Source organism: Anaerobacillus sp. ABA4_114 (assembly GCF_056159065.1).
The window spans coordinates 414,974-431,167 of record NZ_JBSWUM010000002.1 but is presented as its reverse complement, the minus strand read 5'-3'; the positions used below and the strand labels follow the sequence as shown (position 1 = coordinate 431,167).

16 protein-coding genes are annotated in these 16,194 nt (G+C 35.1%); 14 read left to right on the top strand and 2 right to left on the bottom strand.

Annotated features, from left to right (window positions below):
- Positions 1 to 55: 55 nt before the first annotated feature.
- The 13 genes from ACXAEY_RS23890 to scpB all read left to right on the top strand — a co-directional run bounded on the left by ACXAEY_RS23890 (position 56) and on the right by scpB (position 13,252).
- The gene (locus ACXAEY_RS23890; protein ID WP_474815857.1) at positions 56 to 889 is read left to right on the top strand and encodes a flagellin N-terminal helical domain-containing protein; all 834 of its coding nucleotides are present in this window, start codon (positions 56 to 58) and stop codon (positions 887 to 889) included.
- A 137-nt stretch (positions 890 to 1,026) separates the two neighbouring features.
- Positions 1,027 to 1,875, top strand: a complete 849-nt coding sequence (locus ACXAEY_RS23885; RefSeq protein WP_474815855.1) for a flagellin N-terminal helical domain-containing protein — start codon at positions 1,027 to 1,029, stop codon at positions 1,873 to 1,875.
- Between the two features lie 160 nt (positions 1,876 to 2,035).
- Positions 2,036 to 2,884 (top strand): flagellin N-terminal helical domain-containing protein, encoded by an 849-nt coding sequence (locus ACXAEY_RS23880; RefSeq protein ID WP_474815853.1) that lies wholly within the window; start codon positions 2,036 to 2,038, stop codon positions 2,882 to 2,884.
- A gap of 229 nt (positions 2,885 to 3,113) precedes the next feature.
- Positions 3,114 to 3,752 (top strand): lytic transglycosylase domain-containing protein, encoded by a 639-nt coding sequence (locus ACXAEY_RS23875; RefSeq protein WP_474815851.1) that lies wholly within the window; start codon positions 3,114 to 3,116, stop codon positions 3,750 to 3,752.
- A gap of 72 nt (positions 3,753 to 3,824) precedes the next feature.
- A complete protein-coding gene (locus tag ACXAEY_RS23870) occupies positions 3,825 to 4,472 on the top strand; it encodes a hypothetical protein (RefSeq protein WP_474815849.1) in 648 nt (215 codons plus the stop codon).
- A gap of 123 nt (positions 4,473 to 4,595) precedes the next feature.
- Positions 4,596 to 5,063, top strand: a complete 468-nt coding sequence (locus ACXAEY_RS23865) for a hypothetical protein (protein ID WP_474815847.1) — start codon at positions 4,596 to 4,598, stop codon at positions 5,061 to 5,063.
- A 200-nt stretch (positions 5,064 to 5,263) separates the two neighbouring features.
- Positions 5,264 to 6,850 (top strand): extracellular matrix/biofilm biosynthesis regulator RemA family protein, encoded by a 1,587-nt coding sequence (locus ACXAEY_RS23860; RefSeq protein WP_474815845.1) that lies wholly within the window; start codon positions 5,264 to 5,266, stop codon positions 6,848 to 6,850.
- Between the two features lie 3 nt (positions 6,851 to 6,853).
- Entirely contained in the window at positions 6,854 to 7,969 is a 1,116-nt protein-coding gene (locus tag ACXAEY_RS23855; protein WP_474815843.1) for a phosphohexomutase domain-containing protein, read from the top strand.
- A 38-nt stretch (positions 7,970 to 8,007) separates the two neighbouring features.
- Complete coding sequence (locus ACXAEY_RS23850) at positions 8,008 to 8,292, top strand: hypothetical protein (RefSeq protein WP_474815841.1); 285 nt, start codon at positions 8,008 to 8,010, stop codon at positions 8,290 to 8,292.
- A gap of 12 nt (positions 8,293 to 8,304) precedes the next feature.
- On the top strand, positions 8,305 to 8,505 hold the full coding sequence (locus ACXAEY_RS23845; protein WP_474815839.1) for a hypothetical protein: 201 nt from the start codon (positions 8,305 to 8,307) through the stop codon (positions 8,503 to 8,505).
- On the top strand, positions 8,499 to 12,065 hold the full coding sequence (gene smc / locus ACXAEY_RS23840) for a chromosome segregation protein SMC (RefSeq protein WP_474815837.1): 3,567 nt from the start codon (positions 8,499 to 8,501) through the stop codon (positions 12,063 to 12,065). The genes ACXAEY_RS23845 and smc overlap by 7 nt, the downstream gene beginning before the upstream one ends.
- A 1-nt stretch (position 12,066) precedes the next feature.
- Positions 12,067 to 12,771 carry a segregation and condensation protein A gene (locus ACXAEY_RS23835; protein ID WP_474815835.1) on the top strand — a complete coding sequence of 235 codons (705 nt, stop codon included), beginning with the start codon at positions 12,067 to 12,069 and terminating at the stop codon, positions 12,769 to 12,771.
- On the top strand, positions 12,764 to 13,252 hold the full coding sequence (gene scpB / locus ACXAEY_RS23830) for an SMC-Scp complex subunit ScpB (protein WP_474815833.1): 489 nt from the start codon (positions 12,764 to 12,766) through the stop codon (positions 13,250 to 13,252). Before ACXAEY_RS23835 ends, scpB begins: the two co-directional genes overlap by 8 nt.
- Positions 13,253 to 13,283: 31 nt before the next feature.
- Here the strand turns inward: scpB and ACXAEY_RS23825 are convergent, their stop codons facing one another.
- A complete protein-coding gene (locus ACXAEY_RS23825; RefSeq protein WP_474815831.1) occupies positions 13,284 to 13,922 on the bottom strand; it encodes a hypothetical protein in 639 nt (212 codons plus the stop codon).
- 15 nt (positions 13,923 to 13,937) lie between these two features.
- Positions 13,938 to 15,155, bottom strand: coding sequence for a ParM/StbA family protein (locus ACXAEY_RS23820; protein WP_474815829.1), 1,218 nt, complete (start codon positions 15,153 to 15,155; stop codon positions 13,938 to 13,940).
- Between the two features lie 150 nt (positions 15,156 to 15,305).
- On the opposite strand from ACXAEY_RS23820, the gene ACXAEY_RS23815 reads away from it, so the two are divergent.
- Positions 15,306 to 16,187: a dCTP deaminase/dUTPase family protein gene (locus ACXAEY_RS23815; RefSeq protein ID WP_474815827.1), complete on the top strand. Its 882-nt coding sequence runs from the start codon at positions 15,306 to 15,308 to the stop codon at positions 16,185 to 16,187.
- The last annotated feature ends 7 nt before the right edge of the window (positions 16,188 to 16,194 follow it).

Here is a 16,194-nt window from a genome sequence, read left to right as displayed (position 1 = left end):
GCAAAAAACCTAGGTAGCATTACCAAGGTGATTTTAATAGGAGGTGTACTTACACATGTATGTAAATTCAAATATTTCAAGTTCAGTTTCTCAAAATTATTTATCTCGATCTAATGAAGCGATGTCTAATACTATGAACCGTTTAGCTTCTGGTAAAAGAATAAATTCGGCAGCTGATGATGCAGCAGGTCTTTCGATCGCTACTAGGATGACGGCTCAGACTAATGGGATGGATGTTGCTATGAGAAATGCTGAAGATGGAATAAGCATGATAAATACTGCTGAATCAGCGCTAGGAAGCGTAAGTGATATCCTTCAGAGGATGAGAGAACTAGCTGTTCAAGCTGACAATGGCACATATAGTGCTAGTGATAAAACTAGTATGCAAAATGAATATGTCGAGTTGTCTGATGAGATAAAGCACATTGCCGAAGGTACTACTTTTAACGGGACCAGTCTACTACAAGGTGACGGTGCAGGGGCACCAATTACAATTAGTCTACATATCTCTGATAAAGCGGTAGATAACATGGACATTGATTTCGCCTCAGCAACTGCTCAAGATTTAGCTGTTGATAATGCAAATGCTGGTATTGATATATCCGCAGATGCTCAAGCAGCAATTACGGCTCTAGATACAGCGCTACAAACTGTTGCAGATCAAAGAGCTGACCTCGGTAGTAAAGTAAATCGTTTAGATTTTGTTAAGCAAAATTTATCTTCTACTCAAATTAATACAGAAGCAAGCAGGAGCAGAATAGAAGATGCAAATATGGCGAAAGAAATGAGTGAGCTGACCAAACAAAGAGTCTTGAATCAATCAAGTATGTCTATGCTTCGTCAGGCAAACTCACAACCTCAGGCAGTATTGAGTTTGCTTCAAGGATAAATAAAAACCCTTTAACGGGTTTTTATTTATTAGGATACTAAAATTCTTGTTGACATTTGATTAATTGCCCTTATAAAAACATTAAAACTTAATAAACAATTATTGTTGCTCAGATTTTATAGGAGGTGTAGTTAGATATGTATGTAAATTCAAATATTTCAAGTTCAGTTGCTCAAAATTATTTAACCCAATCTAACACCATGATGTCCAATACTATGAACAGATTAGCATCAGGGTTAAGGATTATTTCTGCTTCAGACGACGCGGCTGGTCTTTCGATTGCTTCGCGAATGTCAGCCCAGACTAAAGGGATGGAAGTTGCTATGAGGAACGCAGATGATGGCATTTCTATGCTCAACACAGGGGAATCTGCATTGGGTTCAATATCTGATATTTTACAGAGAGCCAGGGAATTAGCTGTCCAAGCTGACAATGACACGTATAGTGCTAGTGACAAGACTAGTATGCAAAATGAGTTCACCGAACTCACTTCTGAAATAGATAGGATAGCTGGGAGTACACAGTTTAATGGTCAGTCTCTTCTAAACATAGCAGACCCAACAGCCTCTCCTGTGACACTTCATATTTCTGATAAAGCTACTGATGTTATGTCTGTAGAACTAACCGATGCAACTACTGGCACGTTGGGGGTAGATCCTGTTTCAGCTACTGGAACAGCATTGAATGCAGTTGACATTTCTTCTGATGCCCAAACTGCGATTACGTCCATTGATACTGCTTTACAACAAGTTTCAGATTCTAGGGCGAAATTCGGCTCTAAAGTAAACCGTTTAGACTTTATTAAGCAAAATCTAGAAGCTACTCAATTGAACACAGAAGCAAGCAGAAGCAGGATTGCCGATGCAAATATGGCGAAAGAAATGAGTGAGCTAACAAAGCAACAAGTTCTTAATCAGACTTCGATGGCAATGCTTCGTCAAGCTAATATGCAACCACAGTCAATACTTGGATTGCTTCAAGGATAAAAACCCTCTATTTCAGGGTTTTTTATTTTTGTTTTAACTTCACCGGTAGCAGTCTCATTATTGACAAACAGAAAAAAATAAATTATTTTCTATAGTTTTTTTTGAACCTTCCGAGAGACTAAATAGGCAAAATGAAAGATTAACTTTTGGGAGGGATTTTATGTATATTAACACGAATGTTCCTAGTAATGTTACTCAAAATTATTTGAGAATGAACGATGCAGACCTTAAGAGCGCAATGGAGCGTCTTTCTTCAGGTAAAAGAATAAATACGGCTGCTGACGATGCAGCAGGTCTTGCAATCGCTACGAGGATGACAGCTCAGACAAATGGAATGGAAACGGCTACAAGAAATGCTCAAGACGGAATTAGCCTTATTCAAACAGCAGAATCCGCTCTTGGTAGTATCAGTGATATCCTACAGAGAGTAAGAGAACTAGCTGTTCAAGCTGACAATGGTACATATAGTGCAGCTGACAAAACAAGTATCCAAAGTGAAATAACAGACCTAGTTGCTGAAGTTGACCATATCAGTCAAAATACGACTTTTAATGGAATCAGCCTACTTAACGGATCAGCTGCTTCTGTAGACCTTCATATCTCTGAAAAAGCTACAGATACGTTGACTGTTAACCTTTCTGATGCACAATCAACTGCACTAGGAGGGACTGTAGATACACTAACTAACCTAGATGTAACTGATGACGTGACTTGGGGTCCAGATACTGGTGCACAAGCTGCTATTAAAATTGTAGATGAATCTCTTGATCAAATCTCTACTCAAAGAGCTAGTCTTGGTAGTAAACAAAACCGTCTAGACTTCATTTCTAATAATCTACAAGTTACTAAACAAAATACAGAAGCTGCACGTAGCCGAATCGAGGATGCAAATATGGCGAAAGAATCTAGTGAGCTAACCAAATCAAAAATTCTATCTCAATCAAGTATGGCGATGCTTAAGCAAGCCAACTCTGCTCCACAAGGTGTGCTCCAACTACTTCAAGGTTAAATACATAAAAAAGTCATGGTATAGCCATGACTTTTTTATATACCTAGCGCAGGGACAAGAGAAGATATTAGTAGTAAAAAGATAACTAATGTAATTACTATGTTACCAATAATACTTTTCCTTTTTTTCTTATTCATATGTCCACCCCCTCCCCCACTTCTTTTAAATAAACGAGGAAGAACCTCTCTTATACATAAAACAAATAAAAAGGACATTTGGAGGTATCATTATGAGCAACTTTATAACTTTCGACCGATCATCTATTCCAGAACCATCTACCTATTTAACCGAAATACTAAATAAAGAGAAATCATCAATTACAAAAACACTCTCAAGTAATTTTGATATAGAGTATGATAATTTTCAAAGTAATACACCTAAAGGAATTGACCCTAAAACTTCTAAAGATTCTAACAACCCCCCAGACACTATTAATTATAACTCCCGCCCAACTAATGTTAGAGTCAATGAAATATTAACTGACAAAGGTGATAGTAGTAACGGTTTTTATCAAGACACCGTTTCGGATATGTCATCCAAATATAATGTTCCAAAAGAATTAATAAACTCTGTTATAAAAGCTGAATCCAATTTTAAAAAAGACGCTGAATCCCATGCAGGTGCTCAGGGACTTATGCAGTTGATGCCTAATACCGCTAAATGGCTAGGGGTAAAAGACCCTTTCGACCCTAAGCAAAATATTGAAGGTGGAGTTAAGTACCTTAACTATCTATTAAATAAATACGATAACAACTTAGAGAAATCCGTTGCCGCATATAACGCCGGTCCAGGTAATGTTGATAAATACGGAGGTATACCACCCTTCAAAGAAACTATTAATTATGTGAATAAGGTTCTTAATAGGTAATAAAATTAAAGGTTTTTTGATGTAGTGCTTACAATTACATTTAGAACTCTTCTAAAGGGGGAAGATTTAACGATGTCCAAAAAACAAATTTTTAATAAAATTAAAAGTAGAACATTTCAACAAGGTACAGAATCGATATTAAACATTTTGGAGGCTAACTTAGATAGAGTTACTTTCGTTAAAGACCACTTGGGCTTACAAGACATTCTATATATTGCTGAAGATAATGTTGATGAGTATGAGTATCAGATTTTTGCATCCTTTAATATCCAAGTCCAAGCAGCCGATCCACACGATGTTAACGCGTCGTTTTTCGAGCGGACAGTTATTGACTTGGAGGATATTAACAAGCAAATAACCTCTTTCTTCTCAAATACAAGTAGAACTTTGTATGTAGAAATAGGTTTTCAAGAAAGTGTATTGGATAATGATGATATGTTTCGAATAGTAGCGCTCATGAACGAGAATAAAGCTAAAGATCCAAATGATGCAATCACACAGCTTCGTCAATTTCCAGAATGGTATGATGCAAAATATCCTGAACAAATTATTAGAGATTCTGCCTCGTTAGAGATTTTGTATCATATCCAACAGACAAAAGCAGAGTCTTATAAAAGGGACATTATGTCCGACATAGAAGCTACCTTACTAGACAATAGCGAAGACCTCTTTAACGAATTAGCAGAAAAGTATTCTAATCTGAGTGCAAACCTACCTTAATGTTAAGGTAGGTTTTCTTGGTTAGCAGATAATTGACTGGCTCTAAGACTGTGTGGAATAATAAATTTATCAATAATAAAATTTAATGAATTTTCCTAAAAAAATTTCTTAGAGGTGTTTTGTATGAAAAACTGGACCACTTTAATATACTTATTCTTTTTAGATAGGAACGAAGGCGAAAATAGACTTTTTAATTCTGAACTGCTGTATTATCAAAAGTTCTTGTATGATAATAAGTCATATAACTGGAGACGCTTATTCAGAGTTAATGGTTTGGAGGTCAAAGACTTATATTCTAATAGAACTATCCTCAACCTTAAGTTTCATAAATTAGTAGATGATCAGGGTAGGTTGACTGACAGAGGTCACACAATGTTGAATGAACTACTCTCAAACAATCCATCAGCAGAAAACGCCTTACTCGATTTTATTTCAAGCTTGGACGAGTATCGATATGACCTAAGAAAGTTTCAGTTAAACGAACAAAATTTAATTGCTTTTCATATTGCCCCACCAAAGAAAATGAACGGTTTAGCTAAACACTTCTCATTTTTATCTAAAAAAACACCGCTCAAAAGCATATCTATCTAGTCCCGTTTCTGTATGAGCAGAAAACGGGGCTTTTCTTTTATTTTCTAAAGGTTTTAAGTTAATACCACCTAAATTTATTAAATAGAAATTGATATTAAATGTTTATCGGAAAAATACCTCATATACCGTCTTTTATTGAAAAGACATTCTATTTTTTGTTCTATGGTGGATTTTGAATCGAAAGTGAAAGGAGGTAATTAATGTCGCTTATATCTTTAGGACAGAATAATAGAATACCAAGAAAAGAAATTGAAATAATATTAGACCATAATAACAAAATTATGCGAGAGTTTATTTCAATAAAAAGAAACGAATCTAAGCTTATTGATGCCACAAATAGAAAAAAAACAAGATCGTTGATTTTAACTACCAACGGATACCTCGTGTTGTCATCTGTAAGGACCTCGCTGTTAGCTAGCCGAATCGGATTAATTGTATCAATAGGTCACAACAATTATATTCCAATGGATAAAATACATCTATTTCAAAGCAATGGATCTAGACCTGTAAAAGAATTCATATCCGACAAGAAGTTACAGGATGAGTATATTGATACTACTAGAGCAAAGAAGACTAAAAGCATTATAATAACAAACCTCGGCATTGTGGTTGGTTCTTATAAAACACCAGAATCTTTATCAAAATTAGTAACCAATCCGCTTCAAATAGGACCTCAAAGTTATACAACCAAAGACAAAGTTGAGATCATAATTCAGAATGGCAGCAAGACCAATAAGGGCGCAAAGATTTCCAGGATGAAATCAAGTAAAATAGCTTATTGCAGTTATGGTAAATCAACTAAGACTATTCTTGTATCCAAAAACGGGTTCTTAATAATGTCTCCTATAAATTCGCTTACGTTAGCGAAAAAAGTAAAAAATTTAGTAAGCATAGGAAATAACAATTACATAAGCGAGGATACTATAGAACTACTTTTAAATAAAAAATCAAACCCTATCAACAGATACAAGCAAATAAAGCAGGAACATAATGACCTTTTTAATGCTACACACGGCAAGAAATCCAGATCTTTACTTATTACTCACAGCGGATTTTCAATACTCTCTTCCCTCTCCCCTACATCATTATCAAATAGATTCACTGGACTTGTTAACGTAGGCAATGACAATTATATACCAAAAGACAATGTGAATTTTATTCTACCGAAAACCTCACGACCTCTAAAAAAGCAAATCAATATTAAAAAACTCAAAGGATACTTTGTAGACACCTCTTTTGGGAAACCTTCAAGAGCGATCCTGATAACTCAAGAAGGGTTTGCGATTGATTCGTCTTTATCTCCAAGAACGCTCTTCGGAAGATTTAATATACCTTTCTTTAGGCTGTTGGATAGTTACATAAAAGAATCAAGTATAGTAGCTATACTTCCACCCCAATCAACCTCCACCAGGAAACATATAGAATACAAAAGAGCCAAGAAAAAAGTAGTCGATATTACAAAAGGGAAAAGGACAAGAGCCGCTTTTCTTCTTGAAGACGAAACAGTCGTGTTATCTCCTGTTTTGTCCAAGACGAGTGCAGATAAATTACCTAAATTTATTCATTTAGGATTCGGGAACTATGTATCTTTAGATAAAACAAATTCTATATATGACTTTAAGTCTCGACCGATAAAGAACTACTTGCATAAAAAAAGGATGGAAGAAGTCGTTTATGACTCTTCGAATGGCAGGGTCATGAAAAGTGTATTGTTAATAGAACATTATGCATTTATTTCATCACTAAAGATAGAACGAATTATTTCAGACATAAAAAGGAGTAGATAAAATATGAATTATTCCAATGAGTTTAAGGGATGGATTGGGAGAATAGGAGATACATTCACTTATCAAAACGCGTATGATATTGCTGTATCGTTATCGCATCATTACAAGGCTTATAGTACGAAGGGGCAAAAACTGGTGATCGGTTACGATACCAGATATTTCTCAAAAGAGTTTGCTTTTTTCTTTGCGTCAATTATGGCTAAGAACGGGGTTAAGACCTTCCTAAGTAATAAACCAGCCCCATCCTCTGTATTAATAGTTAGTTCTAAACACAAAAAATCTATGGGAACTGTGGTGTTAACTGGAGACCAGAACAAGGCTAACATACTAGGCATTAAGGCATTCGATTCCAATGGTTACTCCCTCCCCCCTTCTCTCCTAGATACAGTTAAACAACAATACAAATACTATGATGATAATGAAATTAATAAATGGATATCAAAAGGTTTAGTAGAAAAGTTTGACCCAGTTATAACTTACAGGAAGTATATACAGGATACTTTTCAAGGCGAAAACTTCCTGCCCAATGTAAAGATATTACTTAATCCGTTATATGGAACAGCTTATAAATTCTTAGGAGGAATACTCCTATCAGATTATGATTTCAATGGATATGCTTTGGACTTCAACGAATTAGTTACTGATTTTGAAGGCATAACGCCATCTGTTGAAAATAACTTCGAGCAATTCAAACAAGATATGGAGTTTCACGGTATAGATGTAGGAATGATTATATCGCCAGATTGTACTACTTTTGAGTTTCTATATAATGACCACGGATCAATTATACGTCTATCAACTTTTCAAATTTTAGAGTTAATCTCAACCAAATTTAAAAATTCAAATTCTAAAGTCTTATTATCAACTGAATTAGGCTTGATTGCTAAGCAATATCCAGGATTAAAGAATGTTGTTTTCTCTTCAACTGAACAATTCGAGCAGGATATGAGAGAAGGCGATTTTGCTGTTGGTATTGACCACTTAAATAGGTTTTATTTTAAAGACCATGGAGCTGCTGACGCACTTTTAGCTTGCTATTATTTAATCAATATACTTACAAACGAAGGATTTAAATCAAATATTATAAACACAAATAATACTGATGTCATATTTTATTAAAAATAAAGGGGATAACCCTTTAAGGAAAGGGCGTTTACATGAATAGGTGTGAAAATTGCAAGGTCGGTAAACTAAAATTGACCACAAAAAAACATACAATTAAATCTAGGAATCCATATAAGAAGGTTGTTGTCATTGAAAACATTGAAGCTTATTGCTGTGAAATTTGCTCTATGCAAATGTTAACAGATGAAGGAAAAGAAACAGTGTCTATCCTTCGAGGAATAATCAACGATGAAATTAATGAACTGAATGACCAAGCACAGAATAAAAGAAAAAATTCTCTTAATAAGTATTTGAACTTATTAGGTGTTAATTCTTAAGGGGGTGTTTTCTTGAAAGAACTAAATCCGTATGAAATGGTACATGAAGCTTCTAAGATCTCTGCTAAAAGAGAAATGAGTGACCGAGACGCTTCAAACCTTAAACAGAATAAGGTTATTAAGACAGTTAACGATAAAGGTATTAAGCCTAACTACGTAGCTGATGCTTGTGATGAGCTAGTAGAGAGAATGAAGGCTGATAATCAATGTTAGTACAAGGGGTTTTCCATGGTTTTAAATCCTTTGCAGACCGAGAAGTAATTGACTTCTCTAATGGCATTACAAGCATCATGGGACCAAATGGTTCAGGTAAAAGTAACATATTTGATGGTATAAGATGGGTTTTAGGAGAAACAAGCGCCAAAAGTTTACGAGGAGGAAAAATGCAGGATGTTATTTTCTCTGGTTGCGATACAAGAAAGCCTCGGGACTTCGCCGAGGTTACGCTTGTTTTTTCTAATGAGAATTCTACATTTAGCAATTTCGATACTTCTCAAAACATCTCTGTTACCCGCCGTATGAACAAATCCGGTAAGTCAGAATACTTCATCAACGAAGAAACAGCTTTGCTTAGAGACGTACAAAATTTATTCATGGATACTGGCATAGGTTCAAATAGTTATTCTATGATCGGTCAAGAGCAAACAAAGAAACTCTTATCCAATAATGTAGAGGAAAGAAGAGCAATATTTGAAGAAGCTGCAGGTATCGTGAAGATGAAGAAAAGAAAAAATGATACTGAAAAAAATCTAAAAGAAATTAACAACGATGTACAGAGATTGCAAGACATTACCACTGAAATAAAGAAGCAGCTAACTCCACTAAGGGAACAATCTAAAAAGGCTGCAAAACACAAAGAATTGAGTGACGAGTTACGGAATGTTGAAATCCAATACTTATTAAATCAGTACGACGAAGTTGGTGAAGAGTTAACTTCTGTTACAAAGCATTTGTCAGATTCCAAAACGAAATACTCCAGTATCAATTCACAAATACATAGTTCCGATGAAAGGTTATTACACTTAAAAAAAGACATCAAAACACACAACGATTTATTCTTCTCCCTTCAGGATAATCACTCTACAAATAAGGAATCCTTGGAGAAGATACGGGGTGAAATAAACCTCTATACCGAACGTAGAGATACTGCTATAAGAAATATTGATGAGAACAATAACACATTGAAAGAAATAGAAGAAAACTATTCCCTATCTGCGGATGGGATAGTAAAGAAAAAAGGGCGAATGCAAGATGTTGAGCACCAGATTACTCAGAATAAGAATAAGAATTCGGAAATAAACTCTATCCTCTCTGATGGCGAGAGTGAAATACTTTTTTTGAAATCAGAAATAGAACATACTAGAACTGATTCTATAAACCACTATAATAATCTAACTCAAGGAAAATACGAATTAGAGCAATTAGTTAAGAAAGAAGAAGAATTGATATCACGACTTGCGAATGAAAGAGAAAGGATTTCTAATGGAGCTTCTGATAAGCAATCTAAGGAATCTGCTATAAAAGAGATCCGTTCTTTGATTAGTGATAGTGAGAATGAGCATAAGAAGAAATTGGATGATTATCAAAGTAATATCGGGTCTGCCAAAGACTTGGAATATGAAGTTAATGAACTTTCCTCCGAAATACAAACACTAGAAACGGAATATGTGAAGATCAAAAGCCGGCTAGAAAATCTTCAGGACTTTATTACAAACAATCAAGGGTTCTATGACGGGGTTAAATCAATACTTGCTCAAAAAGGAAAGAATGAGTTTGAGGGAGTAATCGGAGTCTTGGCAGAGTTAATACAAGTAGAACCTCATTATGAGAAAGCTGTAGAGAGTTTGCTTCAGTCTGCAATGCAATTTGTTGTGGTTGATAACGATTCTACTGCGAGAACTTGTGTCGAGTTCTTAAAGAACTCTAAAATGGGTCGTGCTACTTTCCTTCCTTTGAATTTAGCAAACCCCTTACACTTGAATGAAAAGGAAGAAAAAATATTAGATAAAGAAAACGGCGTTAACCCTGCGACTAAATTTATTAATTTTCATGACGATGTCGCTCCTGTTATTCACTCTCTTCTGGGTAGAACATTAATATCTGAAGACCTAGAGACTGGGATCAATCTTACCAAGAAGAATAAGATCCGTATGAAGATAGCTACAGTTGAAGGGGAACTTATACAAACTGGATCAATTACCGGTGGTAGATCAAAGTATAATAAGAGAAATTTTTTCACTATTAGAAGAGAGCTTGAAGAACTTGAAAGTGCAGCAGAAATGAAAAAAGAACTAATTAAACGGAAAAAAGTAATGTTAGAGGAAAAGCAGAATAGGCTTATTGAACTGAATAACATTACTCATGAACTTTCTGCAATTATAGAGGACCAGAAAGAACAACTTAGAGAAAAAAAGCTACAATTAGCTAACTATGAGCAAACATATTCCGATATGAAAGAACGCCTTGAAGTAATATCGATGCAAGAACAAGAAATGAGCCTTTCATTGAAGGAGACGAGAAATAAAAAGTCCAGAGTGTCATTAACATTAAAAAGTAATGGTGATAAACATAAAGAACTATCTTCTAAATTAGAAAGGTTAGCAGAAAGTTTAAAAGATAAGGAAGAACAGTTAGAAGTTCAAAAAGAACTAAAAAACTCACTTATGTTAGAAAATACAAGTCTGCAGGAAGAATTTAAACAGTTACAAGAATACATGCAAAGCTATAGCAACGATAATGGAAACTTAGAAGAAAAGATTGCGAACCTGTATTCCAAGCAAGAAGGAGAAAAAATAAAAGTAAAACAGATCGATAAATCTCTCAACGAATTAAATGAAGAATATATAAACTTAGAGGTAAAAACGAATAATCAGCAGATAGAAATCGACGACCTTAAAGAGAAGATTGGCAACCTCACCGCCTCTATTGAACACGAAGAAGACGAATTGAGAAACTTACATATTATTAAAGAAGGTATCCAAGGAGAAATAAATAACCGAGAAGTGAAATTTAGTAAGCTAGATACTCAATTTAAAACCATTAACTCACAGCTCCTAAACTCTTACGGAATAAGTTCGGAAATAAACTCCATCGAGAGAAAGCGAATTGACAAAGGAAAATCAAGTGAAAAAATAGGAACAATCAAAAAGTCTCTATCAGCATTAGGGAGCATTAACCACAATGCCGTGGAAGAATGCAAAGAACTTGAGAAAAGATACGAATTGGAGTCCGAACATCTTCAAGATGTGGTACAAGCTCAAAAAGACCTCCTAGAACTAATTGAACATGTAGAACGAGAAATGATCGAAAAGTTCAATGAAACGTTTAATAATATTTCAACTATGTTCAAGAAGAGCTTTGTAGACTTATTTGGTGGAGGGAAGGCTCAATTATCTTTATTAGAACCTGAAAAACCTTTGGAATCTCCAATTTCCATTATGGCTAAACCACCAGGAAAGAAGCCAAAAAGCATTGATATATTATCCGGAGGAGAAAAATCATTAACAGCAGTAGCTCTTATTTTTGCGATCATATCTTCTAAATCTAGCCCTTTTATATATTTAGACGAAGTGGACGCGCCATTAGACGAAGCTAATGTTGCGAGATTCGCCCACTATCTGAAGAAATTTAGCGAGAAGTCGCAATTCATCGTAGTTTCTCATAGGAAAGGTACTTGGATGGTTTCTGATACGGTATACGGAGTGACGCAGGAAACAGAAGGTGTAACAATCATGTTCCCTCATAAACTGCAAGAAGAGAAAAGTGGTACATAACATGGATTATATTATTAAGATCGAAGACTTTGAAGGTCCTTTGGATATGTTAATTGAGTTAATTAAGCAAAGAAAAATGGATATATACGACCTACACATCTCTCAAATAACCAAAGACTATAATCAACAATTAATGGTTATGAAGAAAAGTGATATAGAGCTAACGTCAGACTTTATGCAGATGGCTAGTATACTATTAGGCATAAAAACAAAAATGCTCTTGCCCCAAAAGGACAAAGTTGATCCAAGAGACTCTCTTACTAAACAATTGCTTGATTATATGGATTACAAAGAAAATCTAGAAAAAATGAAAGAAATTCAATCCATAGAAAGCAAAATGTATAGACGTACTAGGAAAGAAACTCTTAACAAAAAAAAGAATGCCACCACAGATGATTTTGTTAAAACGTATCAAAATATATTGAGATCTAAATTTGCAAGTTCAGAAAAGAATAATAAAATGGATAAATTAACGGAGGAAGTTTCTAATTATAAATATACTGTGGAAGACCAAGTAAGAATTCTAAGAAACGAATTAAAAACAAAGAGCATAGATGTAACATCCCTATTCTCTTCTATTACAGATAAGGAAGAATTAGTTGTTACATTTAGTGCTTTACTAGAATTAATCAAATCACAAATTGCGATAATAGTTAAACTCGATGACACGCTATTTATCGAGGGAAAGGATGAAACATATGAGTAAAAAATATGTTGAAAGCCTCTTATTCGTAGCAGAATCTCCACTTTCTATAAAACGCATTTCTTCTATCGTTGAGGTTGAAGAATCCATAGTAAATAGATGGTTACGAGAATTGATCGAAGAATTTAGCGATAGAGGGTTCATCATAAGACAAGTAGCTGGCGGATATGAAATGGTTTCCGCAAGCTCTTCAGGTGATATATTAGAGAAAGTATTGCCGAAGAAACAGGAGAAGCTAAATAAATCAACAATGGAAACCATCACTATAGTTTCTATGAAGCAGCCGGTAACCAGAAGTGAAATATCTAAATATAGACAAGTACAGAACCCTGATAGAGGAATTGAAAATGCAAAGGCGTTAAATTTAATAACTGAGTCCGAGCAAGGATATATAACCACCGAACAGTTTCTCAAAGTCAGTGGGGTAAATGACTTAGAAGAACTAAGAGAAAAGTTGTCTGAGATAGAAATAGTCCAGAATTAAACAAAATAAAAAGGACGCGATCGCGTCCTTTTTACCATGCGTTAATATCTTCTTCACTTACTTCGTCATCTTCTTCATCTACTTGTTGAGTTTCTTCACGCTCTGCCACTTTATTCTCTTGTTCGTTCTCAACATGTATTTTACTAGATTCGGTAATTTCATTATCCTCTAATTCCTTATCAGTTTCTTCGGTGTTATTTTCACCAATAGAGCCTAATTTATTGTTACTTTCATTTGCGAGGTTATGAATTACTTCGCTTCCCTTTTCTGTTTCCTCGGTTGTTTTCTGTGAGACTACAGAGTCTTCCTCACTCTTTGTTAGAGACGAAACAGTATATTCATTAGGAGTATTTTCAGCTCTCGCTTTAGGTTTTACCACTCTTCGCTTAGGCTGCTCCTCTTCCACTTGGGGATTTAATAACTCCTCAAGCCTTTCAATTGCAAGATCGTCTGCCTCTAATTCTTCCACGGAAGGCAAATCTCTGTTGGACAAGACCCTTTTCGATAGGTCTCGAACTCCATTCTTTTTAATTTCCTCTTCAATTAGATAGAATACAGCATCCGTAAAGTTGCCTTGTATATTGACCCAGTGGACTAACAAATCTGGAGCGTCTTTTCTGAGTTTTAAAGTTACGCTAGTTCCGGCAACCTTCTTTCCTCTCTTTACCAATGGAAGTCACCTCCGTTATACTACTGTGCTTTCATTTTGTGTCTTCGCTTTCAATGCTTCAAATATCTTACCATTAACAAAGGCATATAATCCATCAGAATTTAATGTAACTGCATATTTTGAAGGGATATAGAATAGTTTAATTTCTCTTTCGTCAGCGGTTTTCTTCAAGATTGGATAGAGAATGTTTCTCATCAAGATACTGCCTCCACCATATACCACGATGTAATCTACTTCGTTTCGGGCTTTGTCTAATTCGCGACTCAACCTTTTAGTTATCTCTCTTACCTGAGATTCTAGAGGTTTTTGAAGGGAATCCATAGCCCTGCCATAATATTTATTTCCAGGAACGTCGCCTCTTTTAACTACCTCTTCGTACCAGTGTCTTTCAACGCTTAGTAGTTTCACCTTCTCTGCTAGGTCATCAATAGCCTCTTCAATTGCGTGCCCCGCACCATGGTTAGAACCTTTTTTAAACTGTCGATCTGGACGAATCCCAGATGTAACTGCATATTCAGTCGTACCATCGCCAATATCAAGGTGCATTATTCTCTTTTCTTTGAAGTGGCTTCCGTTGATGTTTTTAAGTTCATATTCTTCTACTAAAGGAGTATAGATATCGTCTTTTCTAACGTCCCCTTTACTATCTTTTTGCAAAGCGAATATTACAGGTGTCGCTTCAGGTACAACTTTCACAAAATCGAAAACTATTTTAACAAATACTCTTTCTTTACCAACATGAACCGTAACATTGTGCGGAGCATCCATGAACTTATCAGTAAATAGTTTAGCAGAATCGTCATTATATTGACTCAGTGGTAATGCTGTAGTCATATCAACTTTCACTTCAAGATTGTCTACTAACTTCTTATCTTTAGATTCATTGTAAGACCTTTGTACAGCTACTGCAGCTATGTTTGCTAGAGTATTGACAATTGGCAGATCTACTTCAAATTTCTTTTCAGTTTCAAATTGCATGTAATTTAGTGGCTTTCCGCTAGTGACTGCGAATTTTCCAACATAATACATTCCAGGTTTTGCGTGTTTAGAATCTACTGTTACAACTAACTGATCTAAAATATTAGGGATGAATTGGTCAATTTGCTGTTCATCGCTCCAAGGAATTTGGTCCACAGCAACATTAGTATTCGGTTGTTGTACTAGTAGACCATCGATGTTGATGTCATGTTCAGAGAATCCGTTGTCGTTACCGACTTTAAAGTCAAATTTCATAGTTTGCACTCTCCTAAGAAAATATATTTAGTATATGTTCAGTATATGCAATGGATGTGCGGAATGCAACCATTTGTTTCCTTGGATACCACTTTTTCTACCAATATCCAATATTATATGTAAAGTATATGTAGTGGATGTGCTATATAAATGCTTGGTACGCCCTTTCTTTTTGACGGAGGTGTTTTTATTAATTTAGTAGATGGATTGAAAATAATTTGTGATGATAAACTCTTATTTCCAAGAAGGAATACTCTTTATAGTGCTGGGTATGATATCTATATGGCATCTGATGTAATAATTCCGGCTAACGAATACATAGAAGTGAAACTACCATTCTGGTTTTCGCATGATCGTGAGAAAGATGGTTTAATAGTGAATTTATATTTAAGAAGTAGTTTGGGGATTAAGAATCACTTGAGGATTGCTGATGAATTTGGAAGGGTGCAGAATTGTTGCGAGTTGAGGCTGGATAACAACCTTTATACTATTTATCTATTTAATAACGGGGAGAAAGATTTGAAAATAGACAAGTATGACCACTTTGCCCAATTTATTATTGGAAGCAGAGAACGATCTCCTTTATTCGAACGTAACTTCGAATCTGTATCGAATTCTGTGTTGGGTGATGAGAGAGCAACAAAAACCTATTCTCATGAGAATGAGCCCAATATCCGCAGGGTAAATCATAAACTGACGATACCCGCTGCTACTAAAATTAGGATTAATACCGGTCTTAAAAAGAAAATTCCTGAAGATTGTTGGTTTGGAGTGTATATCCCTTCCGCTCTTGAAAATAAAGTTGCATTTTCAAATGGAGTTCCTGTGATAGACTCAGATTATTACGAAAACGACGCTAACGATGGTCACATAATATTATTTATTGAGAACCTTACCAATCAAAATCTGGTGATAAGCGCGAATGATGCTCTATTTTATGTGGAAACAGTTAAATATTACATAGCGGAAAACGAAATTTCTCCTATCGATATAAGGGTTGGAGGCGTAGGTTCTACTAATAAAAAGAGCTAACACCATA